We start from the raw sequence: 14,867 nt of genomic DNA, 5'->3' as shown, positions 1-14,867 counted from the left end.
CGACCTGGGGATGTGCACAGCCCGCCGCCCGTCGCGCCGCCCCCGACGTGAGATACGCCATGACGCCGACCACAGCCGGGCGGGCTCGCCGCCTTCCCCGGCGTACCGACGTACGTCGGCCCTCCCGCGCCCTTCCCCGGCGTACGTCGCTCCTCCCGCGCGCTTCCCGATGGCCGGGACATCCGAACAGGGCACACAATGTCCCGACATAGAATGAAAAGAACATAGAAGGAAGGTGAACGGCTACGGGCATTCCTTTCGGACCGCATCTTTCGGTGCCGGGGCTGTCGCCGGTGCGCGGCGCGGGTGTCGAGGCGAGCAGGGCTGCCGTGCGCCTGCTGCGGCTTCCGCTGGACCTTGCCACAGAGGGCGTCGAGCAGCTGACCGGGCGCCTCGGTCGCGTCGTGCCGCGGCCGGAAACGGGGACGGGCCGGGGCGAACCGCCGGCGGCGGACGCGGGGATCCCCGTGCTGCTGGTGCACGGGCTGGCCGACGGAGGATCGGTCGTCCTGCCCCTTCAGCGGGCCCTGGGCGGCCTTGGCACGGGGCCGTTCATCTCGGTGAGCTATCCGGCCTTCAGCCCGGACCTCCGCGCGGTCGCCCGGGCTCTGGGCGAGCAGGTGGAGCTGGCCTGTGCCCGCTGCGCGGAACGGACCGCGGTGGTGATCGGGTACAGCCTGGGCGGGCTGATCGCCCGCTACTACGTACAGCGGCTCGGCGGGGACGCGCACGTGCCGCTGGTGATCACGCTGGCGACGCCGCACAGCGGAACCGCCACGGCCCTGCTGGCCCCGCCGCATCCGCTCCTGCGCCAACTACGGCCGGGCAGCGAGCTGCTGACCGAGCTGGCACAGCCGGCAGCCGGCTGCGGCACCCGGTTCGTGGCCTTCTACAGCGACCGGGACGAGGCGGTCATCCCGGCCGCCAAGGGCCGCATCGACCATCCCGACCTCATGGTCCGCAACGTGCTGGTGCCCGGCGTCGGCCATCTGACGCTCCCCCTGCACCGACCGGTCATCGACCAGGTGCGCTCACTGCTGGCCGCGATCCAGCAGACCGGCTGTGCCGCAGGTCCCCCGCACGGCGACGGCCCACAACAGGGCCGGTTCGGCGCAGCCGGGATTCCTTGGTGACAGCCGGGCTGGAGCGGAGGAGTCTGTAGGTAGCCGATAGAAGCCAGGCGGCCAAGAGAAGCGTCAGCACATGTGCGGACGGGCAGCATGACCTTTTCAACCAGCTCCGGGAGCGGGTCGAGGCTGCGCCCCTATCGCCCCGAGGACGAAGCGGGCGTGCGAGAACTGATCGAGGCCGACCGGCTGCCGGGGCAACCGCAGTACACCCCCTGTGAGGAGCGGCCCGCGGAGCGCCACGGTCCTGTTTCTCTGGTCTGGGCGACACCGAGTCGGCCGCGGATCAGTGTGCTGGCCGATGCCGAGGACCGCCCCTGCGGGTTCATCGCCTATCTGTCCTGGGCCGATGTGCACACCGGGGTGATCAGCTGGGTGCACGCGTACGAAGATCCCGCGGCGCTGCGTGCGCTGATCGGCCACGCGCTGGCCGCCCTCGCCGACTGCCCGCAGATCGATGCGTTCGTGGGTGGCCCGCCGGGTCCCCTGGGACCGGGTGGCCTGCCCCGCGCTCGTCGCGCCGCCACCCACGATGCCCTGGTGCGGACCGGCTTCACCGGCCGTCACCAGGGCTGCTATCTGCACCGAAGGCTTCCCGCCGAACCCCCCTCGGCCAAGCTGGTCGCCGACGTCTTCCCCTGCGAGTTTCCGCCGGGCCACCGGCTGATCGTCCGCGAGGCCGCCGAACCGGTTGCCGAGGCCGTGGTCAGTGTGGGCCCCGACCGCACGGCGACCCTCTACTGGATCGAGACCCTGCCCACCCGCCGTCGGTGTGGCCTGGGCCGCAAGCTGCTGGGCCAGGCCCTGGCCCTGCTGGCCGAGCTGGGCGCCACCGAGGTCGCTCTCGTCCTCGACGACGCCCAGCAGTGCGCCCCCGACAGCCAGGCCGCCCCCCGGCTCTTCGATTCCTTCGGCTTCACCCTCGTCGACCAGCTGTGGACCTACTGGCACCGGCGCCCCGAGCCCCGCGGCCGGGCGATCGAACCCTAGGGCGTGCAAGGGCGGCCCTGACGGCCCCGGGGCTACGGCACCGGTGGCCCCGCCGAACCGGAACCGGTCAGGCGTGAGTGACCGGAACCGGTCAGGCGTGCGGAACCGGTTCGGCGGCCGCCAGGATGGCGGAGCGCGCCTGATGGTGACGCTCGTACTCCAGCACCCGCCGGGTAAGGCTCCCCCCGGCGTCACCGAGCCGCTTGAGGATCTCGTCCTCGTTCATGCTGTCGTAGCCCCGCCAGGGCTCCGGCCCCAGCAGGTCGGCGATCCTGCTCAGAACCGCGGAACGGGCCGCGTGGGAACGCTCGTAGGCGCCGACAGTGGCGAGATCCGTCTGCGTCAGCTCGGGGAGCCGGTCCAGGATCATCCTGCTGCTGAGCCTGCGGTAGTCGGGAATCGGCAGCTCGTCCTCCGAGATGAGGGCTCCCTCCGGAGTGATCTGGAGCCGGTCCACACCGGGCATGCGCTCGGCCGTCTCCCGCAGCCAGCTGCTCCAGTCACGGACCGCGAGGGCGGCGCCGCCGGCGCCCGAGACCTCGGCGGCCTCCACCGCGGCCTCGGCGTGCTCTTCGAGGCTGCGGCCGATTTCCTCCAGCGTCTCCTCGCCGTCGCGGCGGATGAAGCCGAGCAGATCGGCGCTGGCCGGGTCCCGGGCCTCCTGGGCGATACGCTCGGCGGCCCGGGAGATGGCCACGGCGAAGGCGGTGACCGCGTACTCGTCCTCGGCGTTCTTCAGCAACTGCTGCTCGGTGGCCTTCTGCTGACCCCGCGACAGCGTGCTCGGGACGAGCATGGCGGCGTTCCACGGGAGTCGGACCGCATGCCTGGTCAGATGCCAGGCATTCTCGGCGACGGTCTGCACCACCCCGCGGGGCTGCAACGTCTCCAGTCGTTCGTCGACGAGGTACACATGGCCCCGGGCATCGCCGACGCGGCGCTCCAGGACTTCCCGGTACTCGCCGGCGGGTGTGACCGCAAGGTGGGCCTTGAAACGGTCGGCAAGCGCGGCTTGGGCCTCACGGACCTCGCGCAGTGCCGGAACGAGCATGTCTGTGGCTACGGCCATCATGTTTCCTTCGGCTAGTGCGATGCTCGCAAGAACAAGAAAGAGCCTTGGTGCACGGCCCTGCCCCCACCCTCCCCACGGTCCCCCGAAACGGCCGCTCCCGCATCTTCTGACCAGGCCGAGCGGATGAGCCGGGCGCAGTCGCCGACTCCGGGCGGTGGTCCACGGGATCAGGGTCCTCGCCGCACGTCCCGGGCGCCGGAGGCGCCGGACGTCGCCGCGGGGTTCACACGTCGAAGTACAGCTCGAACTCGTACGGGTGCGGCCGTAGTTGGAGCGGAGCGATCTCGTGGGCGCGCTTGAGGTCGATCCAGGTCTCGATCAGGTCGGCGGTGAAGACATCGCCCTGGAGGAGGTAGTCGTGGTCGGCCTTCAGGGCGTCCAGCACGTCCGGGAGGGAGGCCGGGACCTGGGGAACGCTCGCATGTTCCTCGGGGGCGAGTTCGTAGAGGTCCTTGTCGACCGGCTCGGGCGGTTCGATCTTGTTCCGGATGCCGTCAAGGCCCGCCAGCAGCATCGCGGAGAACGCCAGGTAGGGGTTGCAGGACGGATCGGGGGCGCGGAACTCCAGACGCTTGGCCTTCGGGTTCGCTCCGGTGATCGGGATGCGGATGCAGGCGGAGCGGTTGCGCTGCGAGTAGACGAGGTTGACGGGCGCCTCGAAGCCGGGGACCAGGCGGTGGTACGAGTTGACCGTCGGGTTGGTGAAGGCGAGCAGCGACGGGGCGTGTCTGAGCAGTCCGCCGATGTAGTGGCGGGCGGTGTCCGAGAGGCCGGCATAGCCCTCCTGGTCGTAGAAGAGAGGGCTGCCGCCCTGCCACAGGGACTGGTGGCAGTGCATGCCGGAGCCATTGTCACCGAAGATCGGCTTGGGCATGAAGGTGGCTGTCTTGCCGGCCCGCCAGGCGACGTTCTTGACGATGTACTTGTAGAGCTGTAGATCGTCGGCGGCGTGCAGCAGCGTGTTGAACCTGTAGTTGATCTCGGCCTGGCCCGCCGTGCCCACCTCGTGGTGCTGCTTCTCGACCAGGATGTTCACCTTGATCAGTTCGAGCGTCATCTCGGCACGCAGGTCGGCGAAGTGGTCGACCGGCGGAACCGGGAAGTAGCCGCCCTTGTAGCGCACCTTGTAGCCGCGGTTGTCCTCCAGCGCGCCGGTGTTCCAGGCGCCCGCCTCGGAGTCGACGTGGTAGAAGCCCTCGTTCTGAGAGGTACTGAAGCGGGCGCTGTCGAAAACGTAGAACTCCGCCTCCGGGCCGAAGTACGCGGCGTCCGCGATGCCCGTCGACACCAGGTACGTCTCCGCCTTGCGGGCCACGTTGCGCGGGTCACGGCTGTACCACTCGCCGGTCACCGGGTCATGGATGAAGAAGTTGACGATCAGCGTGGTGTCCGTACGGAACGGGTCGAGCCGTGCCGTCGGCAGGTCGGCGCGCAGGGCCATGTCGGACTCGTGGATGGCCTGGAAGCCGCGAATCGACGAACCGTCGAACGCCAGCTCGCCCTCGGGATCGAAGATCTCCACCGGCACGGTGAAGTGCTGCATGGTGCCGGGCACATCGCAGAAGCGCACATCGACGAACTTCACGTCCGCGTCCGCGATGAACTTCCTGGCTTCCTCGGCATTCTGGAACATCCGACTCACCCTCCGCCCGGTTCCGGTGCGCTACGAGGTCGGCTCCGGTGCGGCCCATGCGGCGTGCACCACAAATGCCACTTTACGGACAGGGGCACCACTCGGTGAAGACTTCGCCCGCCGCCGCCGTCTTCGTCATACAGCGGGCGTCGACGGCGAGATCGAGGTCGGATTCCGTCCTGAGCACGGCGACGGTCCCCAAAAATGAGACGCCGGTCCCCCAACAAAAGATCAGGGGCGGTTTCGGATTCCTCCGAAACCGCCCCTGGCCGGTGACTCTCTCAAGTCGGGACGACAGGATTTGAACCTGCGACCCCTTGACCCCCAGTCAAGTGCGCTACCAAGCTGCGCCACGTCCCGATGCGGTGCCACGCGGTGTGTTCCGCGTGATCGCGCAGGTCAACCCTACCGCACGCGGACAGGTGCCGATGCCGGGCGCGTGCAGTCGGGCCTGCCTCCCCCGATCATCGGCGCCCGGCCCGGGCGTCGGCGCTCACGGCCCGGACGCCACCGCGCACGGCCCGACGAAGTGTCCTCCCGCCGGGCCCGATGCCGCACACTCTGTCAACGGCCGACGGCCGCTCGGGCTCGCTAGGGTCGCCCCATGACGCACAGCTTCGCTCTCCATGTCCCGGACGCCGAGCTCGAACCCGAGCCCCTCGACCCGGCGCAGATCGTCTCCGGCACGCCGGAGGTGACCGGGAAGGTGCTCTGGGAGTCGCCGGACGGCCGACAGCTCCGCGGGATCTGGCAGATCACCCCGGGGGTCGTCACCGACACCGAGGCGGACGAGCTGTTCACGGTGATCAGCGGCTCGGCGACGATCGAGGTCGAGGGCGGGCCGACGCTGCGGGTCGGGCCCGGGGATCTGGCCGTGCTGCGCGCGGGCGACCGTACGACGTGGACCGTGCACGAGACGCTGCGCAAGGTGTACGCGATCAACCTGTGAGGTCGTGGGGCGCCGCCGTGGTGCCCCGGACCTCCAGCGTCGGCGTGGCCAGGTGCACCCGGCCGGCGCCGCCGGGCCGCTCGAAGCGGTCGAGAAGGAAGCGGGCGGCCCGGTGGCCGACCTCGTGCGGGGCCGTGTCGACGGTGGTGAGCCAGACATGGCGCAGCCGGGCGATGCCGGTGTTGTCGACCCCGGTCACCGAGAGGTCCCCGGGAACCCGCAGGCCCAGCTCGCCGGCCGCGGACAGCACACCGACGGAGGCGATGTCGTTGACCGCGAAGACGGCGGTGGGCCGGTCCGGGCGGCCGAGCAGCCGGACGGCGCCGCGGTAGCCGCCCTCCTCCGTCATGTCGCCGGGCTCGACGAGCGCCTGGTCCGCGAGGCCGTGCGCGCGCATGGTCGCCTCGAAACCGCGCCGTCGCAGTTCGCTGACGGCCCCGTACCCGCCGATGTGGGCGATGCGCCGGTGGCCGAGCCGGATGAGGTGTTCGGTGGCGAGGCGGGCGCCCGTCTCGTCGTCGCCCGCCACGAGGTCCACGCCCGCCGGCGTCGGCTCCCGGGCGCCCGCGACGACCACCGGGAGCCGCTCCGCGACGCCGCCGAGGTCCGTCGGATCGGGCAGCGTGCCGACCACCACCAGGCCGTCGACCCCGAGGTCCAGAAAGGGGTCGGTGACCCGGCCGCCCGTGCGGCGGCTCAGCCGGGCGTCGGCCAGCAGCATGTGCAGACCGCCCGCGTGCAGCAGGGAGTTGAGGCCGTCGAGCAGGTCCACGAACCAGGGGTTGCGCAGGTCGTCGAGGAGGACACCGACGGTGCGCGAACGCTGTTCGCTGAGGCTGCGCGCGGCGGCGTTCGGCCGGTATCCGAGCTCCCGTACGGCCCGGAGCACCGCTTCCCGCTTCTCCGGGCGCACCTGGCCCGCGCCGCGCAGCACCAGGGAGACCAGCGACTTGGAGACGCCGGCCCGGTCGGCCACATCGCGAATCGTCGGAGGTCTCATGCATGGACCGTTCCACGAGGTCCGGGCGCTTGTCAAAGTGCTTGACACAAGCTGATACGCCTCCGAAGGTGGCCTGGACAGGATGTGGACCGTTCCAAAGAGGGGTCGCCATGGTGGATGCGCTCGGTGTCGCCGTCGTCGGGTTCGGCTGGATGGGCCGGGTGCACACCCAGGCGTACGCCCGAGTTCCGCATCACTATCCGCAGCTGGCTCTGCGGCCCCGGCTGATCACGGTCGCCGAGGAGGTGCCGGGCCGGGCCGAGGAGGCCGCCCGGCAGTTCGGCTTCGCCTCGACGACCCGGGACTGGCGCGAGGTGGCGGCGGACCCCAGGGTGCGGGCGGTCAGCATCACCGCGCCGAACTTCCTGCACCGGGAGATCGGCGTCGCCATGGCCGAGGCGGGCAAGCACCTCTGGATCGAGAAGCCGGTGGGTCTGACCGCCGACGACGCGCGGGCGGTGGCCGACGCCGTCGCCACCGCCGGGGTGCGGGGCGCGGTCGGCTTCAACTACCGCAACGCCCCGGCCGTGGAAAGTGCCCGCGAGCTGATCGCGGGCGGCGAGATCGGCACCGTCACCCATGTCCGCATCCGTCTGTTCAGCGACTACGCGGCCCACCCGGACTCCGCCCTGACCTGGCGCTACGAGCGCGAGCGCGGCGGCAGCGGGGTCCTCGGCGACCTCGCCTCGCACGGCGCCGACCTGGCCCGCTTCCTGCTCGGCGACATCGCCTCGCTGACCGCCGACACCGCGATCTTCGTCCCCGAGCGGGCCCGCCCCACGGGCGCGACCTCCGGCCATGCGCTCGCCTCCGGCGGCGATCTGGGCCCGGTGGAGAACGAGGACTACGTCAGCTGTCTGCTGCGCTTCGCCTCCGGCGCCCGGGGCGTTCTGGAGGCATGCCGGGTCTCCGTCGGCGAACAGAACAACTACGGCTTCGAGGTGCACGGCACCAAGGGCGCGGTGTTCTGGGACTTCCGCAGGATGAACGAGTTGGCGGTCAGCCACGGCACGACATACCGGGACCAGCCGGTCAGCACGGTGTACGTCGGCCCGGGGCAGGGCGAGTTCGGCGCGTTCCAGCCCGGCGCGGCCAACGCCATGGGCTACGACGACCTCAAGGTCATCGAGGCGTACCGGTTTCTGCGCTCGATCGCCGAGGGCACGCCGCACGGCACCACCCTGGCGGACGCGGTGCACAGCGCCGTCGTCCTGGACGCGATGGCCCGGTCCGCGCAGCGCGGGTGCTGGGTCGACCTGCCGGTGTCGTAGGCGTGGTGGGGCCGTGCCGTGCGGCGCCGCGCCGTCGGTCGACTGCGGCGGCATCGTGGCAGGTCGCTCCCCCACGTTCTCGGCTCCGCGCCCACACCACACCGCCCCACTCCGCACCGCACCAAGGAGCTGCAAGCCCATGCGCATCGGGATCCTCGGCCTCGGCCGTATCGGCGCCTTTCACGCCGAGACCCTGTCCGCACTGGACGCGGTCGAGTCCCTCGTCGTCGCCGCCCCGTTCGCCGACACGGCCGAGGCCGCCGCGGGGCCTCGGTGCGGGGCGGCGAACTGGGCCGGCTCCACACGATCCGCTCGACGACGCTGGACCCGGCCCCGCCGCCGGCCGCGTCTCTGGAGGACAAGCTCCCGCTGCGCTCCGTCGAGCCCGGCGTGGCCTTCCCGGCCGGTACCCCGCATGACTTCTTCATGGACCGCTTCGCCGACGCCTACCGCGCCGAACTGACCGCGTTCACCGAGGTCGTCTCCGGTCACCGGCCCTCACCGTGCACGATCGCGGACGCCCTGGAGGCCGGCTGGATCACGGAGGCGTGCACCCTGTCGCTGCGCGAGCACCGCCCGGTGACGATCGAGGAGATCCGCACGGCCTGAACCGGACGCACCGCCCCCTACCGTGCGTACGTCGCGAAGCCGGCTAATTCACTCTGGGCCACCGACCGTGACCCGCTCGACCGCTTCGGCCTGCGCTGGTCCAAAACCTCCCCCGACCCGGCGGACCGGCGCACAAAGGCCACCGCGTCAAAGGCGCTGAGGGCGGCGGAGCGCCTCGCCGGTTCGGGCTGACGGCCGTGCAGCGGCGCTTGGCGGACGGTCGTCAGGTCGTCCTCGGTGATGCCGAGCGAGGCCAAGGTCTGCCACGGCCGCACCGTGCCGTGCGCGCCGTGCGCGCTGTGGGGGGTCGCGGCGTCCTCGTGCCCATGTCCGGGCCCGTGCTCGTGCCCGTTCACGAGCGTCTCTCGCCGAGTTCGGCGCGGGACGCCGGCCGGGCGCCGCGGCGCGCGACGCGCAGCCACAGCAGTTGGGAGACGAGCCAGCGCCGCATCGCGCCGAGATGGGCGGGCGAGCCGTGCACGTCGTCGAACGTCTTGAACCGGACGTCGTGGAGCGTGCCGCGCAGCAGCGTCTGCTCCGTGTCCGGGATGATCTCGTCGCGGCTGCTGGCGACGTACCGGACCGGGATGCGCAGTTGCCGAAGCTGCTTCGGCGTGAGCGCGAACTCCGGCAGTCGGCCGCGGAGTTCGGACAGGTCCGCGCTGCCGGTCAGTCGGCGCAGGGTGTCGGCGGTGATGCCGGGCACGCGCGGCCACCATGCCTCGTCGGCGAAGAAGTGGGCGACGGGCGCGCCCACGGTGAGGACGCGGCGGATGCGCGGGTCCTCGGCGGCGGCCCGCAGGGCGAGGTGACCGCTGAAGCTGAGGGCGAGCATCGAGGTGTCCGAGACCCGGGCGCGGCCGGTGAGCCGGTCGAGCAGCAGGCCGAGGGTGCGCCAGGAATCGGGGCCGTAGGTGACGGTGTTCTCGCCGACGCCCGGCAGCTCGGTGACGACGGCGGCGAAGCCGAGTCTGCGCAGCAGGGGCAGCAGCGGCGCCCACTGTTCCTTGACGCTGACGATGCCGCCCATGACGACCAGCAGCGGGCGGGAGGCGCCGAGTCCGGCGGCCCAGCAGGCGACGGTGCCGTCGCCGTGGTCGAACTCCAGGCGCTCGATGCCGTCCTGGCCGCGGCGCCACCGGTCGAAGGTGTCGACGCAGAGCCGCTGGGCGGAGCGGCGATCGGCGTCGCCGTGGTACGGGAAACGGGCGAGCGCGTGGTGTCGGCACGCGTCGAGCAGGTCGCCGCGGGCGGCGGCGGCCCGGCCCTCGGCGGTCCACACCGCGGCCCAGGAGTCCGGGTCCCCGGTGGTGTCGTTGGTGATCCGGGCGAGGACACGCGTGGCGTGCTCGGCCGTCATGCCCTGGCCTCGGGCGTGCAGGCGGGCGAATTCCTTGAGTTCTTCGAGATGGTCCATGGTGGTCGGTCACCGTTCCCGGTCGGTGGAGGGCGCCGTCGGGACGGCGCGGACCGCGGCCGCTTGGCGCTCCGCTGGAGATGCCGTGATGTGCCGTCGGTCGGGTGCGGCACCATCGTGGCTGGTCGCGCAGTTCCTCGCGCCCCTTCAGGGTGCTGGCGAACCGCAGCGGACTTCACCGGACCTGCTTGGGCCCGGTCGGCTGCGTAGTGCGACGGTATGACGGCCCACAGGTCGCCCCGCAGGTCACCCCCGCAGGTCGCCGGGGCGGCCGATGCCGCCGGTGTCGTACGGCCTGTGAGCGGGGGCCGTACGACACCGGCGGCCGCCCGCGACACGGTTGCGTGTCGCGGCGTCGGTGTTCAGCCCAGCCGGGCGAGGTGGTTCTCGATGGCGTCGGCCGCGACGGCCGGTCCGTCGACGGACCGCATGCGCTCCCGCATGGCCCGCACCCGCTCGGCCACGGACGCGTCCGCCGTCACCTGGGCCGTGATCTCGCGCAGGCTCTGCACCGTGACGTCCTCCTTGGCCAGCCGGCGGCCGAGGCCCAGCTCCTCCACGCGCTGGGCGTTCGCCCGCTGCTCGCTCGTCTGCGGCACGACCACCATGGGCACGCCGTTGTCCAGCGACTCCATGGTGCTGTTCATACCGCCGTGGGTGAGGAACAGCCTGGCGTGGCGCAGCACGTCGAGCTGCGGCGCGTACCGCCGTACGTCGACGTTCGCGGGCAGCGGCCCGAGGCCGGCCGGGTCGGTGTGCTCGCCGACGGTGATGAGGACATCCCACTCGGAGTCGGCGAATGCCTCGATGGACATGGTGAAGAACTCCGGCCAGCCCCGCGCCGAGGTGCCGAGCGAGATCAGCAGCACGGGACGGTCCGCCGAGGCCGGCTGCCAGGTGCCCTGGTAGGGACGTTCGGCGATGCAGGGCCCGGTGAAGACGAACCGTTCGTCGAAGGTGTCGCCCTCGTACTGGAATTCACGCGGGAGGAAGATGATGCCGAGCTTCTCGATCGACGAGAGGAAGCCCATCGGGTCGGCCGGCAGGCCGAACTGGGGCAGCACACCCGCGAGTTTCTGCGCCGCTTCCATGATCTGCGGGTCGTTCAGCTCAGCCACCGGGAACTTCTCCCGGAGCGAGAAATGCTCGTTCGCCCCGAACACCGGGTAGGTGCGGATCAGCGGAATGTCGTTCTGGGCGGCGTAGAAACGCGCCCCCCACGCCATGAAGTCATGGACGATGACATCCGGCCGGTTCTCCGCGTAGAACGGTGCGACCTGTTCCACCAGCGACGTGCTTTCGCCCAGGCACCGCAGTCCCTCGCCCGCGTTCTCCGCGGCGGTCAGGGGGGCCCGGTAGAAGTCGCCGAAGACCGAGTCGTATCGGACCGGTTCGGCGCCGGCGGCCTTCACGATGGGGGCGAAGTGGTCCGTCACGGTGCAGGTGACGCGGTGGCCCCGTTTCACCAGCTCCTCGACCACGCCGATGGTGGGATTGACATGGCCTACAGCCGGAAAGTTGAAGAAAGCGATGTGGCGTTGCACGAGTGTCTCCTTCCATGCGCTGCCGGTGTCCTTCGGCCGGTCGTCGCCGAAGGTCCGGGCAGCGGCCGCTCATCCAGTTCCGTTGGGTTCTTCGCGCGAGGCGGACCGGTGTATCTCGTCGAGGAGTTCGGCCTGCCGCAGGGTGGCGCCGGTGTCCGGCGCGGTTCCGGTGCGCACCGCGGCGGCGAAGGCCGCGACGGTGGCCGCGACCTGGTCGTGCGGTTCGAGCCGGATCTCCTCGGCCGTCCCACCGCGGTGCAGGCCGATCACGGGGACGTGGTCGGCGGGCGGGGTGAACGCCCGGTCGACCGTGATGCCGCCCTCGCTGCCCCACAGTTGGTACGACGAGCGGTAGGCGTGCTCCATGCCGAAGGTGATCTGGGCCGTGACCGTGCCGGGAGTGCCCAGCAGCGCGGCGCCGGAGGTCTCGACCCGCCGTCCCGGGCCCCGCGTGAGACGGGCGCCGACGACGTCGAGTCCGTCGCCCAGCAGATGCAGCGCGGCCCGGAGCGGGTAGATCCCGACGTCGGCCAGGGCCCCGCCGCCGAGTTCGGGGTCGTATCTGATGTCATGGTCCGGCAGCGGGGGGATGGTGAACACGGCGTGGAACGTGCGCAGTTCACCGATCGCGCCGTCGGCCACCAGCCGGCCCACCGCCCGGTGCAGGGGGTGGTGCACGAACATCACGTTCTCCATGAGCACCAGGCCGCGGCGGTCGGCGAGTTCGAGCAGTTCCGCGGTGCGCCGGTGGTCGGTGGTCAGGGGCTTCTCGGCGAGGACGTGCCGGCCCGTGCGCAGTGCCGCCTCGGTCCATCGGGCGTGCAGGGCCGCGGGCAGCGGCACATAGACGGCCTGGATGTCGTCGAGTTCGAGGAGTTCGGCGTATCCGTGCACGGGACGGCAGCCGAAGCGTTCCGCGACCTGCCGTGCCTTGGCCCGGTCACGGCTGGCCACGGCCGCGATCTCGATGTCCGGGCAGGCGGCGAAGGCGGGCAGCATGCGGCGCACCGCGATGCCCGCGCATCCGATCACCCCCAGCCGCAAGGGTCCGGTCACCGGGTCCGCTCCGCGATCGCGTTGAGGCAGGCGAGCATGGTGCGGGCCTGGACGTTGAGGTAGTGGCCGTGCCGGACCAGGGACGTCAGCTGTCCGGGGGTGACCCAGGCGTAGCCGGGCGGCGGGGTGAGCGGGGCGTCGGACTCGTCCGCCCGGACGACGAGGAAGCGGCTCTCGGCGTTGAGGAAGCGGCCGCCCTCCTCGGAGTGCACGACCTCGTAGCGGATGCGGTCCGGGCCCGCGTTCAGCACCGTGTCCAGGAACCTGGGGCGTTCCTTCTCGGGCAGGTGGGCGTAGTTGTCCGGGGTGCACTGCACGGTCGGTCCCAGCTCGACGGTGTCGAGGAAGCCGCCCTCGACCCGGGCGTGCACCAGCACATGCGCAACGCCGTCGAACTCGCGGGTGAGGAAGGCGGTGACGCCCAGGCCGACCGGCTCGAACAGGGGCTGGGTCCAGCCCGTCACCTCGCGGTTCTCCGCCTGTACGGACACGGCCACGACCTTGAAGTAGCGGCCTTCCTCGTGCTCGATCGCGCTGTCGCCGCGCTTCCAGCCGGGAATGGAGTCCAGCGGGACGCGCTCGGCCCGCACGCTGTGCCGGGTGCGCTCGCCGGTGATCCACGAGTGCAGGTCGGTGTCGGAGAGCAGCGCGCCGTGCGAGGCGTCCGCGAAGGGCAGGCAGGACAGCACGGTACGGGAGTCCATGTTGACCACGTTGTCCCGGTGCAGCAGTGCGTGGATCTGGCCGAGGGTGAGCCAGCAGAAGTCGTCGTGCAGCGGCACGTCGCCGACGGCCTCCACCACCATGTTGCGGTTGGCCTTGCGGTAGAACCACGAGCCGTGCTCGGACTGGAGCACGTCTGCGACGATCCGGCCGCGGTCGGGGCCGACGAAGTACTCGATGTACTTGACGTCCGCGCCCTGGTGGGCCTTGGTGTAGTTGCTGCGGGTCGCCTGGACCGTGGGCGAGAGCTGGAGCAGGTTCGGGTTGCCCGGCTCCATCTTCGCCTGCATCAGGAAGTGCAGCACCCCGTCGAACTCCTTGACGAGGATGCCGAGGACCCCCACCTCGGGCTGTTTGATGATGGGCTGGTACCAGTCGGCGTACGGGCCGTCGCCGTACGGTTCCCCCTCCTCCGTGACATGCAGGCCCTCGACGGTGAAGAACCGGCCGCTGCGGTGCACGAGGTTGCCGGTGGACTCCTGGAACGACCAGCCGTCCAGTTCCGCGAACGGTATCCGCTCCACCCGGAAGGTATGGGCCCTGCCCCGTTCGGCCAGCCAGTCGCCGAACTGCTCGGTGCGCAGGTGTGCGCCCTCGGTGGCGGCGGCCGACAGAGCGATGCGGGCGGGCAGGCTCTTGTTCTCACGCGTCGTGAGGATGTGGGACGGCATCGGAGAGACTCCCCGCCTTTCTTGTGATGCGTACGCGGCCGGGTCAGGCATGTTCGGCCGCGAGGAAGTCGTTGAGGACCAGGCGGTAGTAGTCGGGGCCGAAGCCCATGTCCGCCACCTGGGGGACCAGGGCGCGCAGCTTCTCGGTGGAGATGTCGTACTGGACGCCGGTGTCCACGTACTCCTTGCGCGGCGTGAGCCCCAGTGCGCCGGCGAGGTGGTCGACGATGTCTTCCACGGAAACGGCGAATCCGGAGGCCACGTTGACCGTGTCGGCCCGCAGACCCGCGGCGAGCAGCCGGTCGATGATCGTCAGCGAGTCGCGGACCCGGATCAGGTCCCGGGAGGCGCCCCGGTGCATGGACACCGCCCCTTCGCGGACCTGCCGGAACAGTGTGGGGATGAGCTGGTGGTACCGGCCGTGCGGGCCCACCAGGTGCGCAAGGCGGAGGATGAGGTGGTCGGTCCCGGAGTCGCGCAGTTGCTGCTCCAGGGCGAGTTTGTGTGCGCCGTAGGGGGTGTAGGGGGTCACCGGGGTGTCCTCCCTGCCGGGTCCCTCGGCGAACCCGTACATTCCCGTCGCGGCCGTCGAGAAGAACACCAGCCGCTGTCCGGTGGCCGCGCACTGCTTGGCGACATCGCGCAGCAGTGCGGCCTCGCGCGCGAAGTCCGCTTCGGAGGCGCCGCTGGTCCTGGACTCCCCCGCCGCGAGGGCCACGGTGCCCGGATGCCGGCCGGCCAGCGGACGCAGGCTCCGCGCCAGGAATCCGGTTCCCACTATCTCCATCGTCGTCGTCCTGATCTC

At 71.2% G+C, this 14,867-nt stretch carries 13 protein-coding genes, 1 tRNA gene and 1 pseudogene; 5 read left to right on the top strand and 10 right to left on the bottom strand.

Annotation, left to right across the window (positions count from 1 at the left end):
* Positions 1-275: 275 nt before the first annotated feature.
* Both ACWEKM_RS20215 and ACWEKM_RS20210 read left to right on the top strand, forming a co-directional pair.
* Positions 276-1,133: an esterase/lipase family protein gene (locus ACWEKM_RS20215; RefSeq protein ID WP_451622556.1), complete on the top strand. Its 858-nt coding sequence runs from the start codon at positions 276-278 to the stop codon at positions 1,131-1,133.
* A gap of 87 nt (positions 1,134-1,220) precedes the next feature.
* Positions 1,221-2,117 carry a GNAT family N-acetyltransferase gene (locus ACWEKM_RS20210; protein ID WP_451622555.1) on the top strand — a complete coding sequence of 299 codons (897 nt, stop codon included), beginning with the start codon at positions 1,221-1,223 and terminating at the stop codon, positions 2,115-2,117.
* Positions 2,118-2,208: 91 nt separating this feature from the next.
* Here the strand turns inward: ACWEKM_RS20210 and ACWEKM_RS20205 are convergent, their stop codons facing one another.
* The 3 genes from ACWEKM_RS20205 to ACWEKM_RS20195 all read right to left on the bottom strand — a co-directional run bounded on the left by ACWEKM_RS20205 (position 2,209) and on the right by ACWEKM_RS20195 (position 5,182).
* Positions 2,209-3,186: a hypothetical protein gene (locus ACWEKM_RS20205; protein WP_451622554.1), complete on the bottom strand. Its 978-nt coding sequence runs from the start codon at positions 3,184-3,186 to the stop codon at positions 2,209-2,211.
* A 226-nt stretch (positions 3,187-3,412) separates the two neighbouring features.
* A complete protein-coding gene (glnA, locus tag ACWEKM_RS20200; protein ID WP_451622553.1) occupies positions 3,413-4,822 on the bottom strand; it encodes a type I glutamate--ammonia ligase in 1,410 nt (469 codons plus the stop codon).
* 286 nt (positions 4,823-5,108) lie between these two features.
* Positions 5,109-5,182 (bottom strand) — tRNA-Pro (locus ACWEKM_RS20195).
* A 244-nt stretch (positions 5,183-5,426) separates the two neighbouring features.
* Here ACWEKM_RS20195 and ACWEKM_RS20190 point away from each other — a divergent pair.
* Positions 5,427-5,771 carry a cupin domain-containing protein gene (locus tag ACWEKM_RS20190; protein ID WP_451622552.1) on the top strand — a complete coding sequence of 115 codons (345 nt, stop codon included), beginning with the start codon at positions 5,427-5,429 and terminating at the stop codon, positions 5,769-5,771.
* Here the strand turns inward: ACWEKM_RS20190 and ACWEKM_RS20185 are convergent.
* Positions 5,761-6,771, bottom strand: a complete 1,011-nt coding sequence (locus ACWEKM_RS20185; RefSeq protein WP_451622551.1) for a LacI family DNA-binding transcriptional regulator — start codon at positions 6,769-6,771, stop codon at positions 5,761-5,763. The genes ACWEKM_RS20190 and ACWEKM_RS20185 overlap by 11 nt on opposite strands.
* Positions 6,772-6,881: 110 nt before the next feature.
* On the opposite strand from ACWEKM_RS20185, the gene ACWEKM_RS20180 reads away from it, so the two are divergent.
* The gene (locus tag ACWEKM_RS20180) at positions 6,882-8,042 is read left to right on the top strand and encodes a Gfo/Idh/MocA family protein (RefSeq protein WP_451622550.1); all 1,161 of its coding nucleotides are present in this window, start codon (positions 6,882-6,884) and stop codon (positions 8,040-8,042) included.
* A 139-nt stretch (positions 8,043-8,181) separates the two neighbouring features.
* Positions 8,182-8,651, top strand: a pseudogene (locus tag ACWEKM_RS20175) (Gfo/Idh/MocA family oxidoreductase).
* Between the two features lie 17 nt (positions 8,652-8,668).
* Here the strand turns inward: ACWEKM_RS20175 and ACWEKM_RS20170 are convergent.
* From ACWEKM_RS20170 to ACWEKM_RS20145, 6 genes are all read right to left on the bottom strand, one after another.
* Entirely contained in the window at positions 8,669-9,007 is a 339-nt protein-coding gene (locus ACWEKM_RS20170) for a hypothetical protein (protein WP_451622549.1), read from the bottom strand.
* Positions 9,004-10,068, bottom strand: coding sequence for an alpha/beta hydrolase (locus tag ACWEKM_RS20165; RefSeq protein ID WP_451622548.1), 1,065 nt, complete (start codon positions 10,066-10,068; stop codon positions 9,004-9,006). Before ACWEKM_RS20165 ends, ACWEKM_RS20170 begins: the two co-directional genes overlap by 4 nt.
* Positions 10,069-10,430: 362 nt before the next feature.
* Complete coding sequence (locus ACWEKM_RS20160) at positions 10,431-11,612, bottom strand: macrolide family glycosyltransferase (RefSeq protein WP_451622547.1); 1,182 nt, start codon at positions 11,610-11,612, stop codon at positions 10,431-10,433.
* A 69-nt stretch (positions 11,613-11,681) separates the two neighbouring features.
* Positions 11,682-12,668, bottom strand: coding sequence for a Gfo/Idh/MocA family protein (locus tag ACWEKM_RS20155; RefSeq protein WP_451622546.1), 987 nt, complete (start codon positions 12,666-12,668; stop codon positions 11,682-11,684).
* The gene (locus ACWEKM_RS20150) at positions 12,665-14,062 is read right to left on the bottom strand and encodes an NDP-hexose 2,3-dehydratase family protein (RefSeq protein ID WP_451622545.1); all 1,398 of its coding nucleotides are present in this window, start codon (positions 14,060-14,062) and stop codon (positions 12,665-12,667) included. The genes ACWEKM_RS20155 and ACWEKM_RS20150 overlap by 4 nt, the downstream gene beginning before the upstream one ends.
* Positions 14,063-14,105: 43 nt before the next feature.
* Positions 14,106-14,849 carry an NAD-dependent epimerase/dehydratase family protein gene (locus tag ACWEKM_RS20145; protein WP_451622544.1) on the bottom strand — a complete coding sequence of 248 codons (744 nt, stop codon included), beginning with the start codon at positions 14,847-14,849 and terminating at the stop codon, positions 14,106-14,108.
* Positions 14,850-14,867 lie beyond the last annotated feature (18 nt).

Source organism: Streptomyces sp. NPDC004752, assembly GCF_053601275.1.
The sequence above is the reverse complement of the archived record's forward strand: the minus strand, read 5'-3'. Positions and strand labels throughout refer to the sequence as shown.